Source organism: Dyella sp. OK584 (genome assembly GCF_057787755.1).
In genome coordinates this window covers 591996-608648 of record NZ_CM173542.1, presented here as the reverse complement: position 1 = coordinate 608648, position 16653 = coordinate 591996, and the positions used below count along the sequence as shown (strand labels likewise).

At 65.7% G+C, this 16653-nt stretch carries 17 protein-coding genes; 4 read left to right on the top strand and 13 right to left on the bottom strand.

What is annotated here, in order from left to right:
- Nucleotides 1-78 precede the first annotated feature (78 nt).
- The gene (locus AC3CBN_RS02695; protein WP_488635284.1) at nt 79-1134 is read left to right on the top strand and encodes a bile acid:sodium symporter family protein; all 1056 of its coding nucleotides are present in this window, start codon (nt 79-81) and stop codon (nt 1132-1134) included.
- 4 nt (nt 1135-1138) lie between these two features.
- Here AC3CBN_RS02695 and purH read toward each other — a convergent pair whose 3' ends face one another.
- The 12 genes from purH to AC3CBN_RS02635 form a co-directional block, all read right to left on the bottom strand.
- Nucleotides 1139-2749, bottom strand: coding sequence for a bifunctional phosphoribosylaminoimidazolecarboxamide formyltransferase/IMP cyclohydrolase (gene purH / locus AC3CBN_RS02690; protein ID WP_488635283.1), 1611 nt, complete (start codon nt 2747-2749; stop codon nt 1139-1141).
- Between the two features lie 168 nt (nt 2750-2917).
- A complete protein-coding gene (locus AC3CBN_RS02685) occupies nt 2918-3205 on the bottom strand; it encodes a helix-turn-helix domain-containing protein (RefSeq protein WP_488635282.1) in 288 nt (95 codons plus the stop codon).
- 300 nt (nt 3206-3505) lie between these two features.
- Nucleotides 3506-4297, bottom strand: a complete 792-nt coding sequence (locus AC3CBN_RS02680; RefSeq protein ID WP_488635281.1) for a zinc-ribbon and DUF3426 domain-containing protein — start codon at nt 4295-4297, stop codon at nt 3506-3508.
- A gap of 87 nt (nt 4298-4384) precedes the next feature.
- Nucleotides 4385-5335 (bottom strand): 50S ribosomal protein L11 methyltransferase, encoded by a 951-nt coding sequence (gene prmA, locus AC3CBN_RS02675; RefSeq protein ID WP_488635280.1) that lies wholly within the window; start codon nt 5333-5335, stop codon nt 4385-4387.
- Nucleotides 5336-5534: 199 nt separating this feature from the next.
- Nucleotides 5535-5879, bottom strand: coding sequence for a hypothetical protein (locus AC3CBN_RS02670; RefSeq protein WP_488635279.1), 345 nt, complete (start codon nt 5877-5879; stop codon nt 5535-5537).
- Nucleotides 5880-5924: 45 nt separating this feature from the next.
- Complete coding sequence (accC, locus tag AC3CBN_RS02665; protein ID WP_488636651.1) at nt 5925-7292, bottom strand: acetyl-CoA carboxylase biotin carboxylase subunit; 1368 nt, start codon at nt 7290-7292, stop codon at nt 5925-5927.
- A gap of 20 nt (nt 7293-7312) precedes the next feature.
- Nucleotides 7313-7759: an acetyl-CoA carboxylase biotin carboxyl carrier protein gene (accB, locus tag AC3CBN_RS02660; RefSeq protein ID WP_488635278.1), complete on the bottom strand. Its 447-nt coding sequence runs from the start codon at nt 7757-7759 to the stop codon at nt 7313-7315.
- 67 nt (nt 7760-7826) lie between these two features.
- On the bottom strand, nt 7827-8285 hold the full coding sequence (aroQ, locus tag AC3CBN_RS02655) for a type II 3-dehydroquinate dehydratase (RefSeq protein ID WP_488635277.1): 459 nt from the start codon (nt 8283-8285) through the stop codon (nt 7827-7829).
- A 150-nt stretch (nt 8286-8435) separates the two neighbouring features.
- Nucleotides 8436-8978 (bottom strand): TlpA family protein disulfide reductase, encoded by a 543-nt coding sequence (locus AC3CBN_RS02650; RefSeq protein ID WP_488636650.1) that lies wholly within the window; start codon nt 8976-8978, stop codon nt 8436-8438.
- On the bottom strand, nt 8978-11191 hold the full coding sequence (locus tag AC3CBN_RS02645; RefSeq protein ID WP_488635276.1) for a protein-disulfide reductase DsbD family protein: 2214 nt from the start codon (nt 11189-11191) through the stop codon (nt 8978-8980). The genes AC3CBN_RS02650 and AC3CBN_RS02645 overlap by 1 nt, the downstream gene beginning before the upstream one ends.
- A 99-nt stretch (nt 11192-11290) precedes the next feature.
- Nucleotides 11291-12205 (bottom strand): DMT family transporter, encoded by a 915-nt coding sequence (locus AC3CBN_RS02640; RefSeq protein ID WP_488635275.1) that lies wholly within the window; start codon nt 12203-12205, stop codon nt 11291-11293.
- 198 nt (nt 12206-12403) lie between these two features.
- The gene (locus AC3CBN_RS02635; protein WP_488635274.1) at nt 12404-13093 is read right to left on the bottom strand and encodes a glutathione binding-like protein; all 690 of its coding nucleotides are present in this window, start codon (nt 13091-13093) and stop codon (nt 12404-12406) included.
- Between the two features lie 95 nt (nt 13094-13188).
- On the opposite strand from AC3CBN_RS02635, the gene pdxR reads away from it, so the two are divergent.
- The 3 genes from pdxR (at nt 13189) to AC3CBN_RS02620 (ending at nt 16151) form a co-directional block, all read left to right on the top strand.
- Nucleotides 13189-14643: a MocR-like pyridoxine biosynthesis transcription factor PdxR gene (gene pdxR, locus AC3CBN_RS02630; RefSeq protein ID WP_488635273.1), complete on the top strand. Its 1455-nt coding sequence runs from the start codon at nt 13189-13191 to the stop codon at nt 14641-14643.
- Nucleotides 14644-14742: 99 nt separating this feature from the next.
- Nucleotides 14743-15753, top strand: coding sequence for a TlpA family protein disulfide reductase (locus tag AC3CBN_RS02625; protein WP_488635272.1), 1011 nt, complete (start codon nt 14743-14745; stop codon nt 15751-15753).
- Nucleotides 15750-16151 carry a cupin domain-containing protein gene (locus tag AC3CBN_RS02620; RefSeq protein ID WP_488635271.1) on the top strand — a complete coding sequence of 134 codons (402 nt, stop codon included), beginning with the start codon at nt 15750-15752 and terminating at the stop codon, nt 16149-16151. Before AC3CBN_RS02625 ends, AC3CBN_RS02620 begins: the two co-directional genes overlap by 4 nt.
- Here AC3CBN_RS02620 and cutA read toward each other — a convergent pair.
- Nucleotides 16121-16438 carry a divalent-cation tolerance protein CutA gene (gene cutA, locus AC3CBN_RS02615; protein ID WP_488635270.1) on the bottom strand — a complete coding sequence of 106 codons (318 nt, stop codon included), beginning with the start codon at nt 16436-16438 and terminating at the stop codon, nt 16121-16123. The genes AC3CBN_RS02620 and cutA overlap by 31 nt on opposite strands.
- Nucleotides 16439-16653: the final 215 nt, after the last annotated feature.

Here is a 16653-nt window from a genome sequence, read left to right as displayed (position 1 = left end):
GAATCAGATAATACGAATGGACTCATTAATCCAGCCGGGTTCCAATAACACCCTCCCCAAAAATGGCTGCCGCCGGTCATGTTCCTGCGCCGATTCCTTCCCGACCGCTTCACCTGCGCCCTGGTGGTCACCGTGGCCCTGGCCAGCCTATTGCCCTGTCGTGGCGCGGTGGCGGGTGCGTTCAACGTGCTGACCGATCTGGCGATCGCATTGCTGTTCTTCCTGCACGGCGCCAAGCTTTCGCGTGAGGCGGTGGTCGCGGGCATGACGCACTGGCGCCTGCACCTGATTGTGCTGGCGAGCACCTTCGTGCTGTTCCCGTTGCTTGGCGTATTACTGCGTCCCTTGCTGTCGTCGTTGGTGACGCCGGCGCTGTACATGGGCGTGTTATTCCTGTGCACGTTGCCCTCGACCGTGCAGTCGTCGATTGCATTCACCTCGATGGCGAGGGGCAATATCCCGGCGGCGATCTGCGCAGCCTCCGCCTCCAGCATGCTCGGCATCTTCATCACGCCGTTGCTGGTTGGTGTGATGCTGGAATCGCACGGTCAGGGCGGCATGAGCTGGGACGCACTGGGTGCCATCGTGTTGCAGCTGTTGGTGCCCTTCGTGGCGGGCCAGGTGGCGCAACGCTGGATCGGTCGCTGGGTGGAGCGCAACCGCGCCATGCTGTCCTACGTGGATCAGGGTTCGATCTTGCTGGTGGTCTACACCGCCTTCAGCGCAGCGGTGCTGCAGGGGCTGTGGAAGCAGATACCGTTACCCGTCGTGGGTGGCCTGCTGGTGGTGAACGCGGTACTGCTTGCGGTGGCGCTGCTGGTAACGCGTTACGGCGCGCGCGCGCTGGGCTTCAATCGCGCCGACGAAATCACCATTGTCTTCTGCGGCTCCAAGAAGAGCCTGGCCAGCGGCGTGCCGATGGCGAAGGTCTTGTTTGCGGGTCACCCGCTTGGTGCGATCGTGCTGCCGATCATGCTGTTCCATCAGATACAGCTGATGACCTGCGCGGTGCTGGCGCGGCGGTACGCGGCCAGGCCGGTGGAAGTCACGCGCAAAACGCCCGCGTATGCAGACGTCGTGGCAGGCACACGCCCCTCACCCCAGCCCTCTCCTCAAGGTGGAGAGGGCGCTTAGAGCATCAGTGGCGGAAGTGGCGAATACCGGTGAACACCATGGCCATGTCGTGTTCGTCCGCCGCGGCGATCACTTCCGCATCGCGCATCGAGCCGCCCGGCTGAATCACCGCACGGATGCCCGCAGCCGCTGCGGCATCGATGCCGTCACGGAACGGGAAGAAGGCATCGGATGCCATCACCGAACCGCGCACCTCCAGGTTCTCGTCCGCGGCCTTGATGCCCGCGACCCTGGCGCTGTACACGCGGCTCATCTGGCCGGCGCCGACGCCGATGGTCTGACGGTTACGCGCGTAGACGATAGCGTTGCTCTTGACGTACTTGGCCACTTTCCAGGCGAAGATCAGGTCGTCGATCTCGGTCGGCGTCGGCGCGCGCTTGGTGACGACCTTGAGATCATCCGCAGTAACCATCGCGCGATCGGCAGTCTGGATCAGCAGCCCCGAACCCACGCGGCGCGAGTCGTTGCCCGGATGCGCCTTGATGAGATCGCCATCGGCCGGGGGCGGAATTTCCAGCACGCGCACGTTGGTCTTCTTGGCGAAGGCTTTCAGTGCGTCGCCCTCATAGCCCGGCGCCAGCACCACTTCCACAAACTGACGCTCGACGATGGCACGCGCGGTGGCAGCGTCGACCACGCGATTGAAGGCGATGATGCCGCCGAACGCGGAAGTGGGATCAGTCTGGTACGCCAGGTCATACGCGCGGCCGATACCTTCCAGGCTCACTGCCACACCGCAGGGGTTGGCGTGCTTGACGATCACGCATGCCGGCTTGGTGAAGCTGCGCACGCATTCCCACGCCGCGTCAGAGTCGGCGATATTGTTGAATGAAAGTTCCTTGCCCTGCAGCTGGCGGAACGTCGCCAGCGTGCCCGGCGCCGGATAAAGATCGCGGTAGAACGCCGCCTGCTGGTGCGGGTTTTCGCCGTAACGCAGATCCATCAGTTTCACGAAGCGACCATTGGTCTGCGCCGGGAAGGTGTCGTGGCCAGCGATCGCGTCGGAATTGTCATTGAGCTGCAGCGAGGAAAGGTAGTCGCTGATCGCACCGTCATAGTTGGACACGCGGTTGAACGCGGCGACAGACAGCTTGAAGCGCGTGGCGCGCGTGAGGCCGCCCTTGCTCTCGATTTCCGCCTGCGCCTCCTCGTACTGGTCGGGGGAGGTGAGTACGCCCACGTCGTTCCAGTTCTTCGCGGCCGAGCGCAACATTGCCGGGCCGCCGATATCGATGTTCTCGATGGCTTCTTCCAGTGTGCAGCCAGGGTTGGCCACGGTCTGCTCGAACGGATAGAGGTTGAGCACGAGCAGGTCGATCGGCGCGATGCCAAGTTCGGCCATCACTGCATCATCGGTGCCGCGGCGGCCCAGCAGGCCACCATGCACCTTCGGATGCAGCGTCTTGACGCGGCCATCCATGATCTCGGGAAAGCTGGTGAGTTCGCTGACGTCCTTCACCGCAATGCCCGCCTCGCGCAGCGCCTTGGCGCTACCGCCGGTGGAAAGCAGCTCCACGCCGGCCTTGCTCAAGCGCTGGCCCAGTGCGATCAGGCCGGTCTTGTCCGAGACGCTCAGCAGAGCGCGGCGAATGGGGGTAACAGCAGAGGCGGACATGGCGGCTTCCAGGACGGGGAAGCCGCATATTATAGCGGGCTGGAGCCAAGCCGTCGGTGAGGAAGGCTGCCGTCTGGATGGACGGCCAAACGTCGAGCGGCACAGCCGTTGCGTGGCCGGAACCCAAGGCACTCTGGAAGCAAGGCGATGTGAGGGTTTTGCGAAGTATTACAGCAGGCCGTGCGCGGCCAGCTTCTTGCGCAGCGTGGCGCGGTTGATGCCCAGTACGGCGGCGGCGCGGCTCTGATTGCCGTCATGCCAGGCCAGCACTTCGCGCAGGAGAGGGCCTTCGACTTCGCGAATCACGAGCGCATGCAGGCCCTCGTCGCACTTGGTATCGCCAATGTCGGCGAGATAGCGACGAACGGTGCGACTGACGCATTCGCTCAATACGCTCTGCGACGAAGTCTCCTTGGGAGATTCGTTGGCAGGCAGTCTTACGGCGTTCACTGACATTTCCCCTCACGTTCTAACGCGACGGCTACGTGGGCCGCTGCAAGTGCTTATGGCAATACCGCGGGCGGCGGCTCGCATGGAACGCCGGGTGCAGCACAAGGACGAAGGACCGAGTGTACCCTCGCGGGCCGATAATTTTAAGTCCCCGAAAGCACGTTACACCTTATTTGACGGGCCTACGGGAAATGTCCTATGGACAAAGTTGCGGCGAAGTGGCACGCCCTGTGCGTCACCCGGTGGTGACGAGCTGAAGGGGCTTTTTGTCTCCGCCGTCGAGGCACGTTCGAAGAAAATGGACGGCTATTCGAAACCGAATTCGAAGGCTACCGCCTTGCCTTCAGGATCCTCGACTTCAAGCATCAACGCGGCGCTGCCACCGGGTGCCAATCCACGTAGCTGCACGTTCGTATCGCCAAGATATTCGCCGGGACGCAGTCGGCGCATGGCCAGCCGTTGGCCGTTGGCATCGGACAGCACGATCGAAACCACCGGGTAAGGTTGAGCAAACGGCGCATCGTTGCGCAGGTTCGCGGTAATCAGCAGGGCGCCAGGCACGGAAGGGTGAGCCTGCACGTCGCGCGCAAGCAGGCTCAGTCGAGAGATGTCCTGTACCAGTGGCAACTGGCATCCAAGGCTGTCGCACGCTTCGCGCAGCATCGGGCCGACGGTGGAGTCGCTGACCAGCACCTCGCGCTTGGCCCACGCCAGCTGCGCACTCAGGGCGAGCAGCAGCGACAGGCACGCGGTGACCCAGGGCCAGCGCCGCCCACGACGCTCCTTCTGACGTGCGAAGCGGGGCGCTATCACCAGCTGACTGAAGTCTTCGACGCCGCCATGCTGGACGGTGGCCGGCTCGGCGACGGCTGGAACCTCGGCCGGCGGCCGGTAAATGGCCAGGTCCAGTTGCGGCGGCAGCTCCGGCATGCGCGGCGGCAGGAACTGGAAGGGCTCTGGCGGCAGCTGATCGCTCAGGCTGGCCAGCGCATCGAACTGGGCATGGCAATGGCCGCACACGACCTCGCCGCGCGCTTGCGCAAGCGTTTCCGTGTTCAGCGAGAACACGGTGAGGCAGTCGGGACATTGGGTGTACATGCGGTCCGCTGAGTTCGAACTGTGGCAAGCCTAGTGCAGTACTCGCCACAAAGCATCCGCGCTTATGCGCAGACCGTGAAGAAGTGCTCAGCCGCGGCGACGGCCACTGATGCGCACCCAATCCTCCAGCGTGTCCACCCGCAGTTCGTCGAACCACTCGGCGTAGCGCTGCAGCAGTTCGTCTTCCTGGCCCTTGAGGATGCCGGAGATGGCGAACGGTGCGCCTGGTTTCGCTGCGGCGGCGAACGTCGGTGCTAACTCGCCCAGCGGGCCCGCGAGAATGTTGGCAATGAAGACGTCTGCAGGCGACGCGCATGGATGCGCTAGTGCCGCGGGCGCAGGATGCGCAGGAGCGGCTTCCAGCATGAGATCTTCCGGCAGGAACAGGGCCAGGCGCTCGGCTACTTCGTTGCGTTCAGCGTTGTCGGCCGACGCGGTGAGCGCCTGCGGGTCGTTGTCCACGCCGATGGCGCTCGCCGCGCCGAGTTTGAGCGCGGCGATGGCGAGGATGCCTGAGCCACAGCCGAAATCGACGATGCTCTTGCCCTTGAGATCGAGACTGTCGAGCCACGCAAGGCAAAGTGCCGTGGTCGGGTGCGTGCCGCTGCCGAAAGCGAGGCCGGGATCGAGTCGCACGACCACGGTGTCGTCATCCGCGGGCGGCTCGATGTTCCACGGATAGATCCACAGTCGGCGTCCGAATGGCATCGGCTTGAACTGGTCCATCCATGCGCGCTCCCAGTCTTCGTCGGCCACGTCGTGGAACTGCATGTGGTCCGGCTCAAGCCAGGGCAGCAGATCGCCCAGTGCTTCGCTCAGGCCACGGCGGTCGGTGTCGGCCTCGAACAGCGCATTGAGCGTGATGGTCGGCCACAGCGGCAGTTCGCCCACGCCCGGTTCGAAGATGGCTTGCTCGTCGGGTGTTTCCGCATCGGCATCCTGCAGCGTGATCGAAAGCGCGCCGAGATCGTCCAGCGCTTCCTCCACACGAGGCTGCTGTTCGGAACGGACGGTGAGCGAAAGTTCAAGCCAGGGCATGGCAGGTTCCTGCGGAGGAGGCGGGTATTGTCGCCGATGTGGGCACGTCGATGGCATGGCATCTGCAGGAGCGCACGCTGTGCGCGACCGCGGCATCACAGACTGCCTCGCCCGGCGGTTTTTGCGAGGTGTCGTCGGGTGACGTCATGACATGAACTGAAGTGCGCCGCCAATCAGCGGTCGCGCACAGGGTGCGTTTCTACAGGAAAGTGTCGTGGCGGCGGTAATGGTCGAGGGCGCGAGCGAAATCATCCGTGCCGGAATCGGGCTTGTGCTTGCGCTGCACGAACAGCACTTCGGCGAAATCGCCCGCTTCGAGAAAATGGCGCAACCGATGTTTCGCGGCAAACGATGGCAAGGCTTCGCCGTTGTCGTCGATCAGCGAGTCGTCTTCATCCGCCACATGCGAGAGATAAAGGCGGCACGAAGGCTCGGTAATCTCGCCGCGGATGTACACCCACGCATAGCGATCCCAGCCATCGCCTTCGTCGAAGGCATCGGTGATGGCCTCGATCGCTTTGCGCAGGGTCAGTAGTTCGGACATATCGAAAGCAACCGGCGAGCCGCAGCAACGGCTCGCCGGTCAACATCAGCCGCCGTGGGCGGCCTTTTCCTTCTGTTCGGCCATGCGCTTTTCCAGGTAGTGGATGTTCTGTCCACCATGCTGGAAGCCGGCGTCGGCCATGATGCGCTGCTGCAGCGGGATGTTGCACTTCACGCCTTCGATCACCGTTTCGGCGAGAGCCAGGCGCATGCGCGCAATGGCGGTTTCGCGATCCGGCCCGTGCACGATGATCTTGCCGATCATCGAGTCGTAGTTCGGCGGAATGCGATAGCCGTCGTACAGGTGCGTATCTACGCGCACGCCCGGGCCACCCGGTGCCTCGAAGCGCTTCACCGTGCCCGGCGAAGGCAGGAACGAATCGGGATCTTCCGCGTTGATGCGGCACTCGATCGCATGACCGTGGATCTGGATATCGGACTGGCGAATCGACAGCTTCTCCCCACCGGCAATCAGCAATTGCTCACGTACCAGGTCGATGCCAGTGATCAGCTCGGTCACCGGATGCTCCACCTGAATACGGGTGTTCATCTCGATGAAGTAGAAGTGGCCGTCCTCGAACAGGAACTCGAACGTGCCGGCGCCGCGATAACCGATCCGGATGCACGCATCCACGCACACCTTGCCGATCTGCTCGCGCAGTTCCGGCGTGATGCCCGGCGCGGGGGCTTCTTCCACCACTTTCTGGTGACGGCGCTGCATGGAGCAGTCGCGCTCGCCCAGATGGATGGCGTTGCCCTGGCCGTCGGCCAGCACCTGGATTTCCACGTGGCGCGGATTCTCCAGGAACTTCTCCATGTACACCTGATCGTTGCCGAAAGCCGCCTTGGCTTCCTGCTTGGTCATGGTGACGGCGTTGCCCAGGTGCGCCTCGGTGCGCACCACGCGCATGCCGCGGCCACCGCCGCCGCCAGAGGCCTTGATGATCACCGGGTAACCGATGTCGCGCGCGATGCGCACGTTTTCCTCGACGTTGTCGCCGAGCGGGCCGCCTGAGCCGGGCACGCACGGCACGCCGGCGGCCTTCATGGCACGGATGGCTTCCACCTTGTCGCCCATCAGGCGGATCACTTCAGCGGTTGGGCCGATGAAGATGAAGCCCGACTGCTCCACCTGTTCGGCGAAGTCGGCGCGCTCGGAGAGGAAGCCGTAGCCCGGGTGGATGGCCTGGGCGTCGGTGATCTCGGCCGCCGCGATGATGCGCGGGATGTTGAGGTAGCTGTCGACCGACGGCGCAGGGCCGATGCAGATCGACTCGTCGGCCAGGCCGACGTGCTTGAGGTTGCGGTCTGCCGTGGAGTGCACCGCCACGGTCTTGATCCCAAGACTGTGGCAGGCGCGCAGCACGCGCAGGGCGATTTCGCCGCGATTGGCGATAACGACTTTTTCGAGCATGGGCATCGTCGTCAGCCTGCTTAGGCGATCACGTACATCGGCTGGTCGAATTCCACCGGCTGGCCGTTGTCGACCAGGATGGCCTGCACGGTGCCGGCCACGTCCGCTTCGATCTGGTTGAACATCTTCATTGCTTCGATGATGCCCAGCGTCTCACCGGCCTTGACCTGCTGGCCGACCTTGACGAACGCCGGGGCGCCCGGGCTGGCCGAGGCGTAGAAGGTGCCGACCATCGGTGCCTTCACCACGTGGCCGGCCGGCAGTGCGGGCGTGGCCGGCGCGGCGTCGGCCACCGGGGCGGCAGCCACCGGCGCGGGGGCCGGCATGGCGACCGGCGCGGCGACCGTCACGGTGCCCTTGGGCACACGCGACAGGCGGACGACTTCTTCGCCTTCCTTGATCTCAAGTTCCGCGAGGTTGGACTCCTCGAGCAGGTCAATGAGCTTCTTGATCTTGCGCAGGTCCATGGTTCAAACCTTTTTCGTTGGAGCTGCCGTGGCAGCCGGATGGGAATGGGGCGGCGGTGGCCGTGGGTCAGGAGGCGGACGCTGCGGACCGGCCGAGCCGGTGCAGGGCGGCGTCCAATGCCAGCCGGTAACTGTCTGCGCCGAAGCCACAGATCACGCCGACGGCGATGTCCGAGAGGTACGAGTGGCGACGGAACGGCTCGCGCGCATGCACGTTGGACAGGTGAAGCTCGACGAACGGGATCGCCACGCCCGCCAGCGCGTCGCGCAGGGCGATGCTGGTGTGGGTGAAGGCGCCCGGGTTGATCAGGATGATCGCGGTGCCGTCCAGGCGGGCCTGGTGGATACGGTCGATCAGCGTGTGCTCGGCGTTGGACTGGAACGTCTCCAGTGCATGACCGGCAACCTGAGCCCGCTCGGTGAGCAGCGCGTCGATATCGGCCAGCGTCTCTCGGCCGTAGACATCCGGTTCGCGCACGCCCAACAAATTGAGATTGGGTCCGTGCAGGACCAGGATCTTCGCCACGCCGCTACCTTGGGTTGAGCCGGCTGGGCCAGCGTCCGGCGCGGAGTGTGCGCGTCCACGCGGATGTTGTCCAGTTCGGCGCAGTTCGGCGATGTTTGAAGGAGAAGTTAACGTTAAACCGTGCGCCAACGTATGGCGTCGCAAACCGCGTCAGCGCGCCGCCGGCGCCAGCCACTGCCGCAACTGGTCGGCATCCAGCACGCCACGACGGGTCGCCAGCACGCGGCCGTTTTCATCCAGAAGCACGCTGTAGGGCAGCAATTCGCCGACGTTGCCCAGTCGAAGCGAGGTGCTGGGGTTGTCGAGGCTGCCCAACAGCACCGGATAATTGACGGGATGGCTGGCCAGAAAGCCGCGCACGCGCTCCGCCTCGTCCATGGCGATGCCGACGACGATAGGCCCGTTTTCGCCGACGTTCGTCTGCGCTTTCACCAGCGCCGGCATTTCCTGCAGGCACGGCCCGCACCAGGTCGCCCAGAAGTTGAGCAGGACGCGACGCCCGCGGTATTCGGACAGGCGATGTTCCTTGCCGTCCAGCCCGGCCAGGGCAAGATCGGGGGCCATCTCGCCGATTTCGGCGACATGCACGCCAGCTGGCAAGCGGGCGCGCTGGCTGGCGCGCTGCAACCAGCCGCCGCCCGCGGCGACCAGCACGGCGAGGCCGAGGATGGTCCAGTTGCTGCGGCTCAACATCATGGCGTGCTGGCTACCGGCGTGCCGGCGGCCTTGGTCAGCGCCTCCTCGACCAGCGAGGATGTCAACACGGTCGGCAGCATGCGGCCTTCGCCACCATCCTTCGGGAACACGACGTACAGCGGCACACCCGGCGAATGGTATTGCTGAAGGAAGGCGGCGATGGTCGGGTTCACGTCGGTCCAGTCGCCCTTCATGTAGACCGCGCCGGTCTTCTTGAGCAGGTCGTGGAAGCCATCGGTGTCGAGCACCGCATGCTCGTTGGCCTTGCAGGTGACGCACCAGTCGGCGGTCATGTCCACAAACACTGGCGTACCGGCCTTGCGCAGTTCGGCCAGCTTCTCCGGCGAGTAGGCAACCACGCCTTCGGCGACCGTGGCGGCCTGTGTCTGGGCGGGTACGTGGGCAAGGTAGTAAAGCGGCACCAGGGTGAGCAGCGCGAGCACGGCCACGAAAACGCGACTGAGCGCGCCACGCGAACGGCTGCGCTCGAACCACCAGAGCGTCATCGCCATGAGCACGGCAGCTACCAGCACCAGGCCCACCGCATCGGCGCCGCGCTGATGCGCCAACACCCACACCAGCCAAACGGCGGTGAGGTACATCGGGAAGGCCAGCACCTGCTTGAGCGTTTCCATCCAGGCGCCCGGCCGGGGCAGCAGACGGGCCAGCGCCGGCACGAAGCCGACCGCCAGGAATGGCAGTGACAGGCCCAAGCCCAGCGTCAGGAATACCAGCAGCGCATTGATCATCGGTGCAGCGAACGCATAAGCCAGCGCACTGCCCATGAACGGCGCGGTGCACGGGCTGGCCACCGCCACGGCGAGCACGCCGGTGAAGAAATCGCCCGCGTGGCCCGAGCGCGAAGCCAGCGACTGGCCGACGTTGCCCAGCGAGGTGCCGAACTGCACCACGCCCGACATGGACAAGCCCACCGCCACCATCACGCAGGCCAGCCCGCCTACCACCAGCGGCTGCTGCAGCTGGGCACCCCAGCCGAGCGCGTGGCCGGCCGAACGCAGCGCGACGATGGCGATGCCGATCAGCGCGAAGCTGCACAGCACGCCAGCGGTATAGAACAGTGCGTGCGAGCGCGCCTTGGCAGGGCTCTCGCCGCTTTCCAGCATGCCTACCGCCTTGATCGACAGCACCGGCAGCACGCAGGGCATCAGGTTCAGCACCAGCCCGCCGACCAAAGCCAGCAGCAGGGCAGAAAGCAGGCTCACTTGCAGCGGACCGCCGGCCAGGTCAGCCGGTGGCATTTCCGGCGAGGGTTCGGCGACCTTGCCTTCGGTCGGCACGCCGCCGCCCAGTTCGACGCTGAGCGCGCGCGTCATCAGCGGATAGCAGAGGCCGCCCTCCTGGCAACCCTGGAAGCTGGCTTCCAGGTCGAGCTTCGCACGGCCGGCCGTGTCGCCCTGGATGGTCACCGGCAACTCGACCTGATCGAAGTACACGGTGGTCTGGCCGAAATTCGCGTCGTTGTGTTGCACACCCGCTGGCCACGCGGGTTTGGCCAGCGTGAGGTCGCCGACATTCTTCAGGTGCAGCGCCGTCTGGTCGCGGTACAGGTAGTAGCCCTTGGGCATGGTCCAGCGCAGCAGCAGGTGCTGATGGTCGGTGGCCATGGCCTCGAAGTGGAAAGCCTGCTCGGCCGGCAGCGGCGCACCGTCGGCACCGGAAGCCTTGCTGCCGGCACCCAGCTTGCCCAGGGCTGCGCCGAGCGTACCGCCGGTGCCCGCCGCCGCTCCGCTCGCCGGCAGCTCCAGATCCAGATGCTCCGTATTCGGCGGGTAGCAAATCTTCGGATCGACCTCGTGACAGCCCTGGTACTGCACACTGAGCTTGAGCCGGGTAGCGCCGGCCGCCAGCGTGTAGGGCACGGTGGCATCGACGCCGTGGTGATACGTCTCCACGTCGCCCAGGTATTCGTCGTGATGCTTCTCGCCGTCGGGCAGCTGTGCCTCGCCCAGTGTTACGCCGTCGGCGCCCTTGAACTTCATGCGGCCGCGGTAGAGGTAGTAGTCAGGCGCTATGGTCCAGTGCAGCTTCACCACACCGGGCGTGGAGGTGTCGGCGCTCAGCTTGTACGCCTCGGTTACCGGCAGCAGGCCGTCGAGGTCATCCTGGGCAAGGGCAGGCAGCGCAATCGACAGCAGGCACAACAGGGCAGTGAAGCAGGCGGCCAGGCGGCCAGGGCGGATCAGGCGCATTGCGGCTCCAGCATGAAAGGCCCGCGCCGTAGCGCAGGCGAATGGGAATTATGGCTCAGCTTGGGGGTCCCGGCGGGCCTGGGGATGGGCCACCGGGATTCAAGCGTGTTCTGTCAGTACTTCGCTCAAGGCGGTCTTCCGGTTACGAGGACGCAGCAGACCGGTGGTCAGCGCCACGCCCAGCAGGATCACCGTGCAGCCGCCCGCCATGGCGAGGGTCACCGGCTCGTGCAGGAACAGAAGACCCCACACCACGCCGAATACCGGTATCAGGAACAGCACCACCATGCTGCGGGACGCACCGACGCGGGCCATCAGCCGGTAGAACAGCACGTAAGCCAGCGACGTGCAGACCGCGGCCAGGCCGAGCATGGCGACCCATGCCGACACGCCGGGCATGCGAGCCGGCCACATCCATACGGTGAGAGGCAGCAGCACGACGGCTGCGACCAACTGGCTGCCGGTGGCCACGCTGAGCGGGGTGACCCCGCGCAGAGTGCGATGGCTGACATGGGCGCCGACCGTGTAGCAGACATTCGCACCCACGCAGGCAGCCATCGCCCAACCCGATGAACCGGCGCCATGACCGAATCCGACCGTGCCGGCCACCAACCACACCACGCCCGTGAAACCAATGACCAGGCCGCTGGCCTGCGTGGCATTGAGCCTCTCGCTGAACAGCATCCAGCCCGATAGCGCCACCAGCAGCGGTGCGATGGCATCGGAAATGGCGGACACGCCGGCCGGCAGGCTCATCGCCGCATACGAGAACAGCACGAACGGCAGCGCCGAGTTGGCCAGACCCACGATGACGATGGGACGCCAGTGCGTGGCCATTTCCTGCAGGCGCCGGCGCGAGAACAACAGTGGCGCCGAACAGATCGCCGCACCGATGGCGCGCATGCCGGCCAAGGCCATGCCGCCGAACTCGTCCGCGCCCATGCGCATGAACAGGAAGGAGGCGCCCCAGATGGCTCCCAGCAACAGCAGCGCGGCGATGTCGGATTTCTTCATGGCGAGGCTCGATGTTTGGACTCGTCATTCCTGCGAGGCGCCTTTCAACGGCCGAAGGCTGGTCAAGCAGGAATCCGGCGCCTTTCGGGGTGGCGGGAAGGCACTGGATGCCAGCTTTCGCTGGCATGACGGTGTTGAACAAGGGGTTTCCGGATAGACAGGGTAAGGCGGCGTAGTGCCAAAACCTGTCAGCAGTCTTCAGCGCTTGCCTTGCCCGAACAGCACCTGCCGCTCTTCGTCCGACAGCGCGTGCTTCGGCGCATAGGCGTTCTCCACGCCCTCGTAGGTGCGCTGCGTGGCCGGGCGTGCCGATATCGCCATGAACCAGCGCTCCAGATGGGGAAAGTCCGATAGCGTCTGCCCGTGCGCTTCGTGCGGCACGATCCACGGATAGCAGGCGATATCCGCAATGGAGAATTCGCCCACGATGAACTCGCGGCCGGCCAGGCGGCGGTCGAGTACGCCATAGAGGCGGGCGACTTCCCGCGTGTAGCGATCGATGGCGTAGGGGACCTTTTCCGGCGCGTAGACGTTGAAGTGCCCGATCTGCCCGGCCATGGGCCCCAAACCGCCCACCTGCCAGAACAGCCACTGCAGCACTTCCAGTCGGCCCGCGGCCAGCTTCGGCATCAACTGGCCAGCCTTCTCGGCGAGATAGAGCAAGATTGCGCCCGACTCGAACACCGTCACCGCCGCGCCGCCCCCGGCGGGCGCATGGTCGACGATGGCCGGGATCTTGTTGTTCGGCGAGATGGCCAGGAAGGCCAGCTGAAATTGCTCGCCCTTGCTCAGGCTCACTGGCGTGATGAAGTGAGGCAGCCCGGTTTCCTCAAGGAACAGCTTCACTTTCAGGCCGTTTGGCGTGGCGGCGAAATACAGCTCGATCATGGCGGACTCCCGAGGGTGGCGATGGCTTAGTGTCGGTGGTCGGCTGGTCTTGAAAAAGATCCAGATAAGAGGAAATCTTTAGGTCCAGTCAAAGCGTGCCCCGCCCTATGGACCCATTGCTGGCTTTTCCGCTCGACATCCCCGCGCGAGGCCGCCTGCAGGCACTGCACGGACAACTGCGCGAGGCCATCCTGGATGGGCGGCTCGCGGGCGGGCACGCGCTGCCTTCCACGCGCACGCTGGCCGCGACGCTGGGTATTTCGCGCAATACGGTGGTCGCGGCTTACGACCGGCTACTCAGCGAGGGCTATGTGTCAGCCCGCCAGGGCGCTGGATACCTCGTGGCCAAGGGGCTGGCCAAGCGTGTGATGGCTGCCCGCGCGGACGCCGAGGGCGACCGCCGGCTGGCGTCGCGCTGGCGCCACGCCACCATGCCGGTGCCGATGGGCGCGACGCCGCCCATGCGCCACGACCTGCGCGCGGGTCTGCCGGACGCATCGCGCTTTCCCTTCGACACCTGGCGTCGCCTGTCGGCCCGGGCGCTGCGGACGTTGTCGCGCACGCCCGCCATCTATGACGCCCCGACCGGACGGCTGGCGCTGCGCGAGGCCATTGCCGGGCATATCTCCTTCGCCCGCGCCGTGACCTGCGGCGCCGAGGACATCGCGGTAACCAGTGGCGCGCAGCAGGCGTTCGATCTGCTGGCGCGCATCCTGGTGACGCCTGGACGCACGGTGGTGGCGGTGGAAGACCCCGGATATCCGCCACTGCGCGCGGCCTTCGAGGCCGCCGGGGCCAGCGTGGTGCCGGTGCCGGTGGATGCGGAGGGGTTGGTCGTCGAGGCGATTCCTGTGGCTGCCCGGGTGATCTACGTGACGCCCTCGCACCAGTACCCGCTGGGCATGGTGATGTCGCCGGCGCGGCGCATGGCCTTGCTGGACTTCGCGCGGCGGCATGGCGCGGTAGTGATCGAAGACGACTACGACGGCGAGTTCCGCTACGGAGGCCGTCCGCTCGATGCGCTGCAGACGCTGGATCGTGACGGCTCGGTGTTCTACGTGGGCACCTTTTCCAAGAGTCTCTTTCCCGCGCTGCGCCTGGGCTACGTAGTGGCACCGCCCTGGGCGATGGCTGCGCTGGCGCGTTTGCGCCAGCTCAGCGACTGGCACAGCGACGTGCTGGCGCAGGACACGCTGGCGCTCTTCATCGCCGAGGGTCATCTCGCCCGCCACGTGCGCAAGATGCGACGCATCTATGCCGAGCGCCGCGAGGCCTTGCTCGACGGACTCAGCCGGCACGCAGGCGACGTGTTGAAGCCGCTGACTTCCGACTCGGGACTCCATCTGGCTGCCTTGCTGCCGCCGCAGGTGAACGCCGACGACGTGGTGCGGCAGGCGGCGGGGCAGGGGCTGCGCATCGAGGCGCTTGGCGACTACACCATCGGCGCCGAGGTGCCGAATGGCTTGGTGTTTGGCCTTGGTGTACTGCCCGCCGCACGCATGGACGAGGCGGCGCGCGTGCTGGGGCAGCTGCTGAAGTCGTTGGCCTGAGCCTGCTGGTTCCGTCATTTCTGCGCGAACTGGCTCTGTCCGGCATCCCGCGCCGGGCGGAGCATTCGCATGCTGACTTTCCCGTCGAGGATGCCCACCGTGCGTTACATCGTCCTGTTCTGCCTGCTGCTGTCATGTGCGCTGGCGCATGCCGCCGATTCCGGTCAGGCCCGCGCCGAATCCGCCGGCAAAAGCCTGATCGGCCAGCCCGCGCCGCGCATGGTGGTGAAAACCATCGACGGCCAGACCATCGACCTCGGTGCGCTATACGGACATAAAGTCGTCTATCTGAAGTTCTGGGCCACCTGGTGCGTGCCCTGCCGCGAGCAGATGCCGCATTTTGAGCGCACCTACGAACAGGCCGGCCCCGACATGGCGGTGATTGCCATCGACGTGGGTTTCGACGACAGCGTGGAAGAAGTGCGCAAGTACCGGCAGGCCGTGGGGCTGGGCATGCCCATTGTGTTTGACGATGGCTCGCTGGGTGCAGCGTTTCACCTGCGCGTGACGCCGCAGCATGTGGTGATTGGTCGTGACGGGCGCATCCAGTACGTGGGCCATATGGCTGACGACAAGCTCGATGCGGCGCTGGCCCGGGCGCGCAGCACAACACCGGAGTCGGTGGCGGTGGCTTCCGCGCCAAAGGACGAGGCGCATTACGAGGTGGGCGATCGCGTGCCCGCGTTCGACGTGCGCACGCTGGATGGGCGCACGTTGCCTGCATTCGATGCGGCGGCAAAGAAGCCCACGGTGCTGCTGTTCCTGTCCCCGTGGTGCGAGTCGTATCTGGCAAAGAGCCGGCCCGCGCTGGCCGACAGCTGCCGCACGGCGCGCGAACGTGCCGAGATACTCGCGCACGACGCCAACGTTCGTTGGCTGGGCATCGCTTCGGGCCTGTGGGCCAGCCGCGACGAGCTGGCCCAGTACCAGCGCGAGCATCACATCGCCATGCCGCTGGCGCTGGACGATTCGGGCGCTCTGTTCCGCCGCTTCCGCGTCATGCACGTGCCCACCGTGATCGTGCTGGATACGCGAGGCCGCATCGTGAAGCGGGTCGAGCAGCTGGACGCGAATTTCCCCGGGCAACTCAAAACGCTGACAGTGCGATGAGCATGCGCGCCTCCGTTGCCGCACAGGCTTGGCTGTTCGCGATGGCCATCGTGGCCCCCGCCCACGCCACCGAAGACCAGACGCTCCTGTCCGCGCCCCTGTCGCGGGCGCCCGGAAACGGGCTCGAGGCGCTGCGCGTGACCTACGCGCCCGGCGAATCGTCGCGTCCTCACAGTCACGACCGCGACGCCTACGTCTATGTGCTCAGCGGCCATATCCGCAGCCAGGTGGAGGGGCAGCCGCTGCGCGTCTATGCGTCGGGCCAGTGCTGGTTCGAGCCCGCTGGCGCCCGCCATCTGGTCAGCGGCAACGCCAGCGATCGCGAGCCCGCGATCATGCTGGTGGTCTTTGTCGGCCCGGCGCCGGCTCAGCCCTCGCCGCGGACCCAGTCCAGATAGGCCTCGTGGCCCTGGGTCACCGGCACCGCGATCAACTCGGGCAATTCGTAGGGGTGCAGGGCCAGCAGGCGCTCCTTTAATGCAGCAAAGCGCTGTGCCGAGGTCTTGATCATCAGGAGTTCTTCGCTGTCGGTGACTACCTTGCCCTTCCAGCGATAGGTGGAGCGGACGCCCGGCAGGCGGTTGACGCACGCCGCCAGGCCCTCTCCCACCAAGGCGTCAGCCAGGGCCTGGGCGGTGGCGACGTCGGGGCAGGTGCAATAACAAAGTAGGACCGGGTCGGACATAGGGCCAGCCTAGCGCGGCCTCCCGCCGCGCGAAATGCCCGGCAAGCGGTGAGAAACGGGCCTGCCGGGCCTTGAAAGCCCCCGCGATTCCCCCATTAGTCCTTTCAGCCACCGGACCGGCACCTCTTGCAGGGGGGCTCTGCGTCGTTAGAATTAGCACTCACCTCCGGGGAGTGCTAGCAAGCGCCAACCCAGGCGCCGCTCCGGGGTCCACA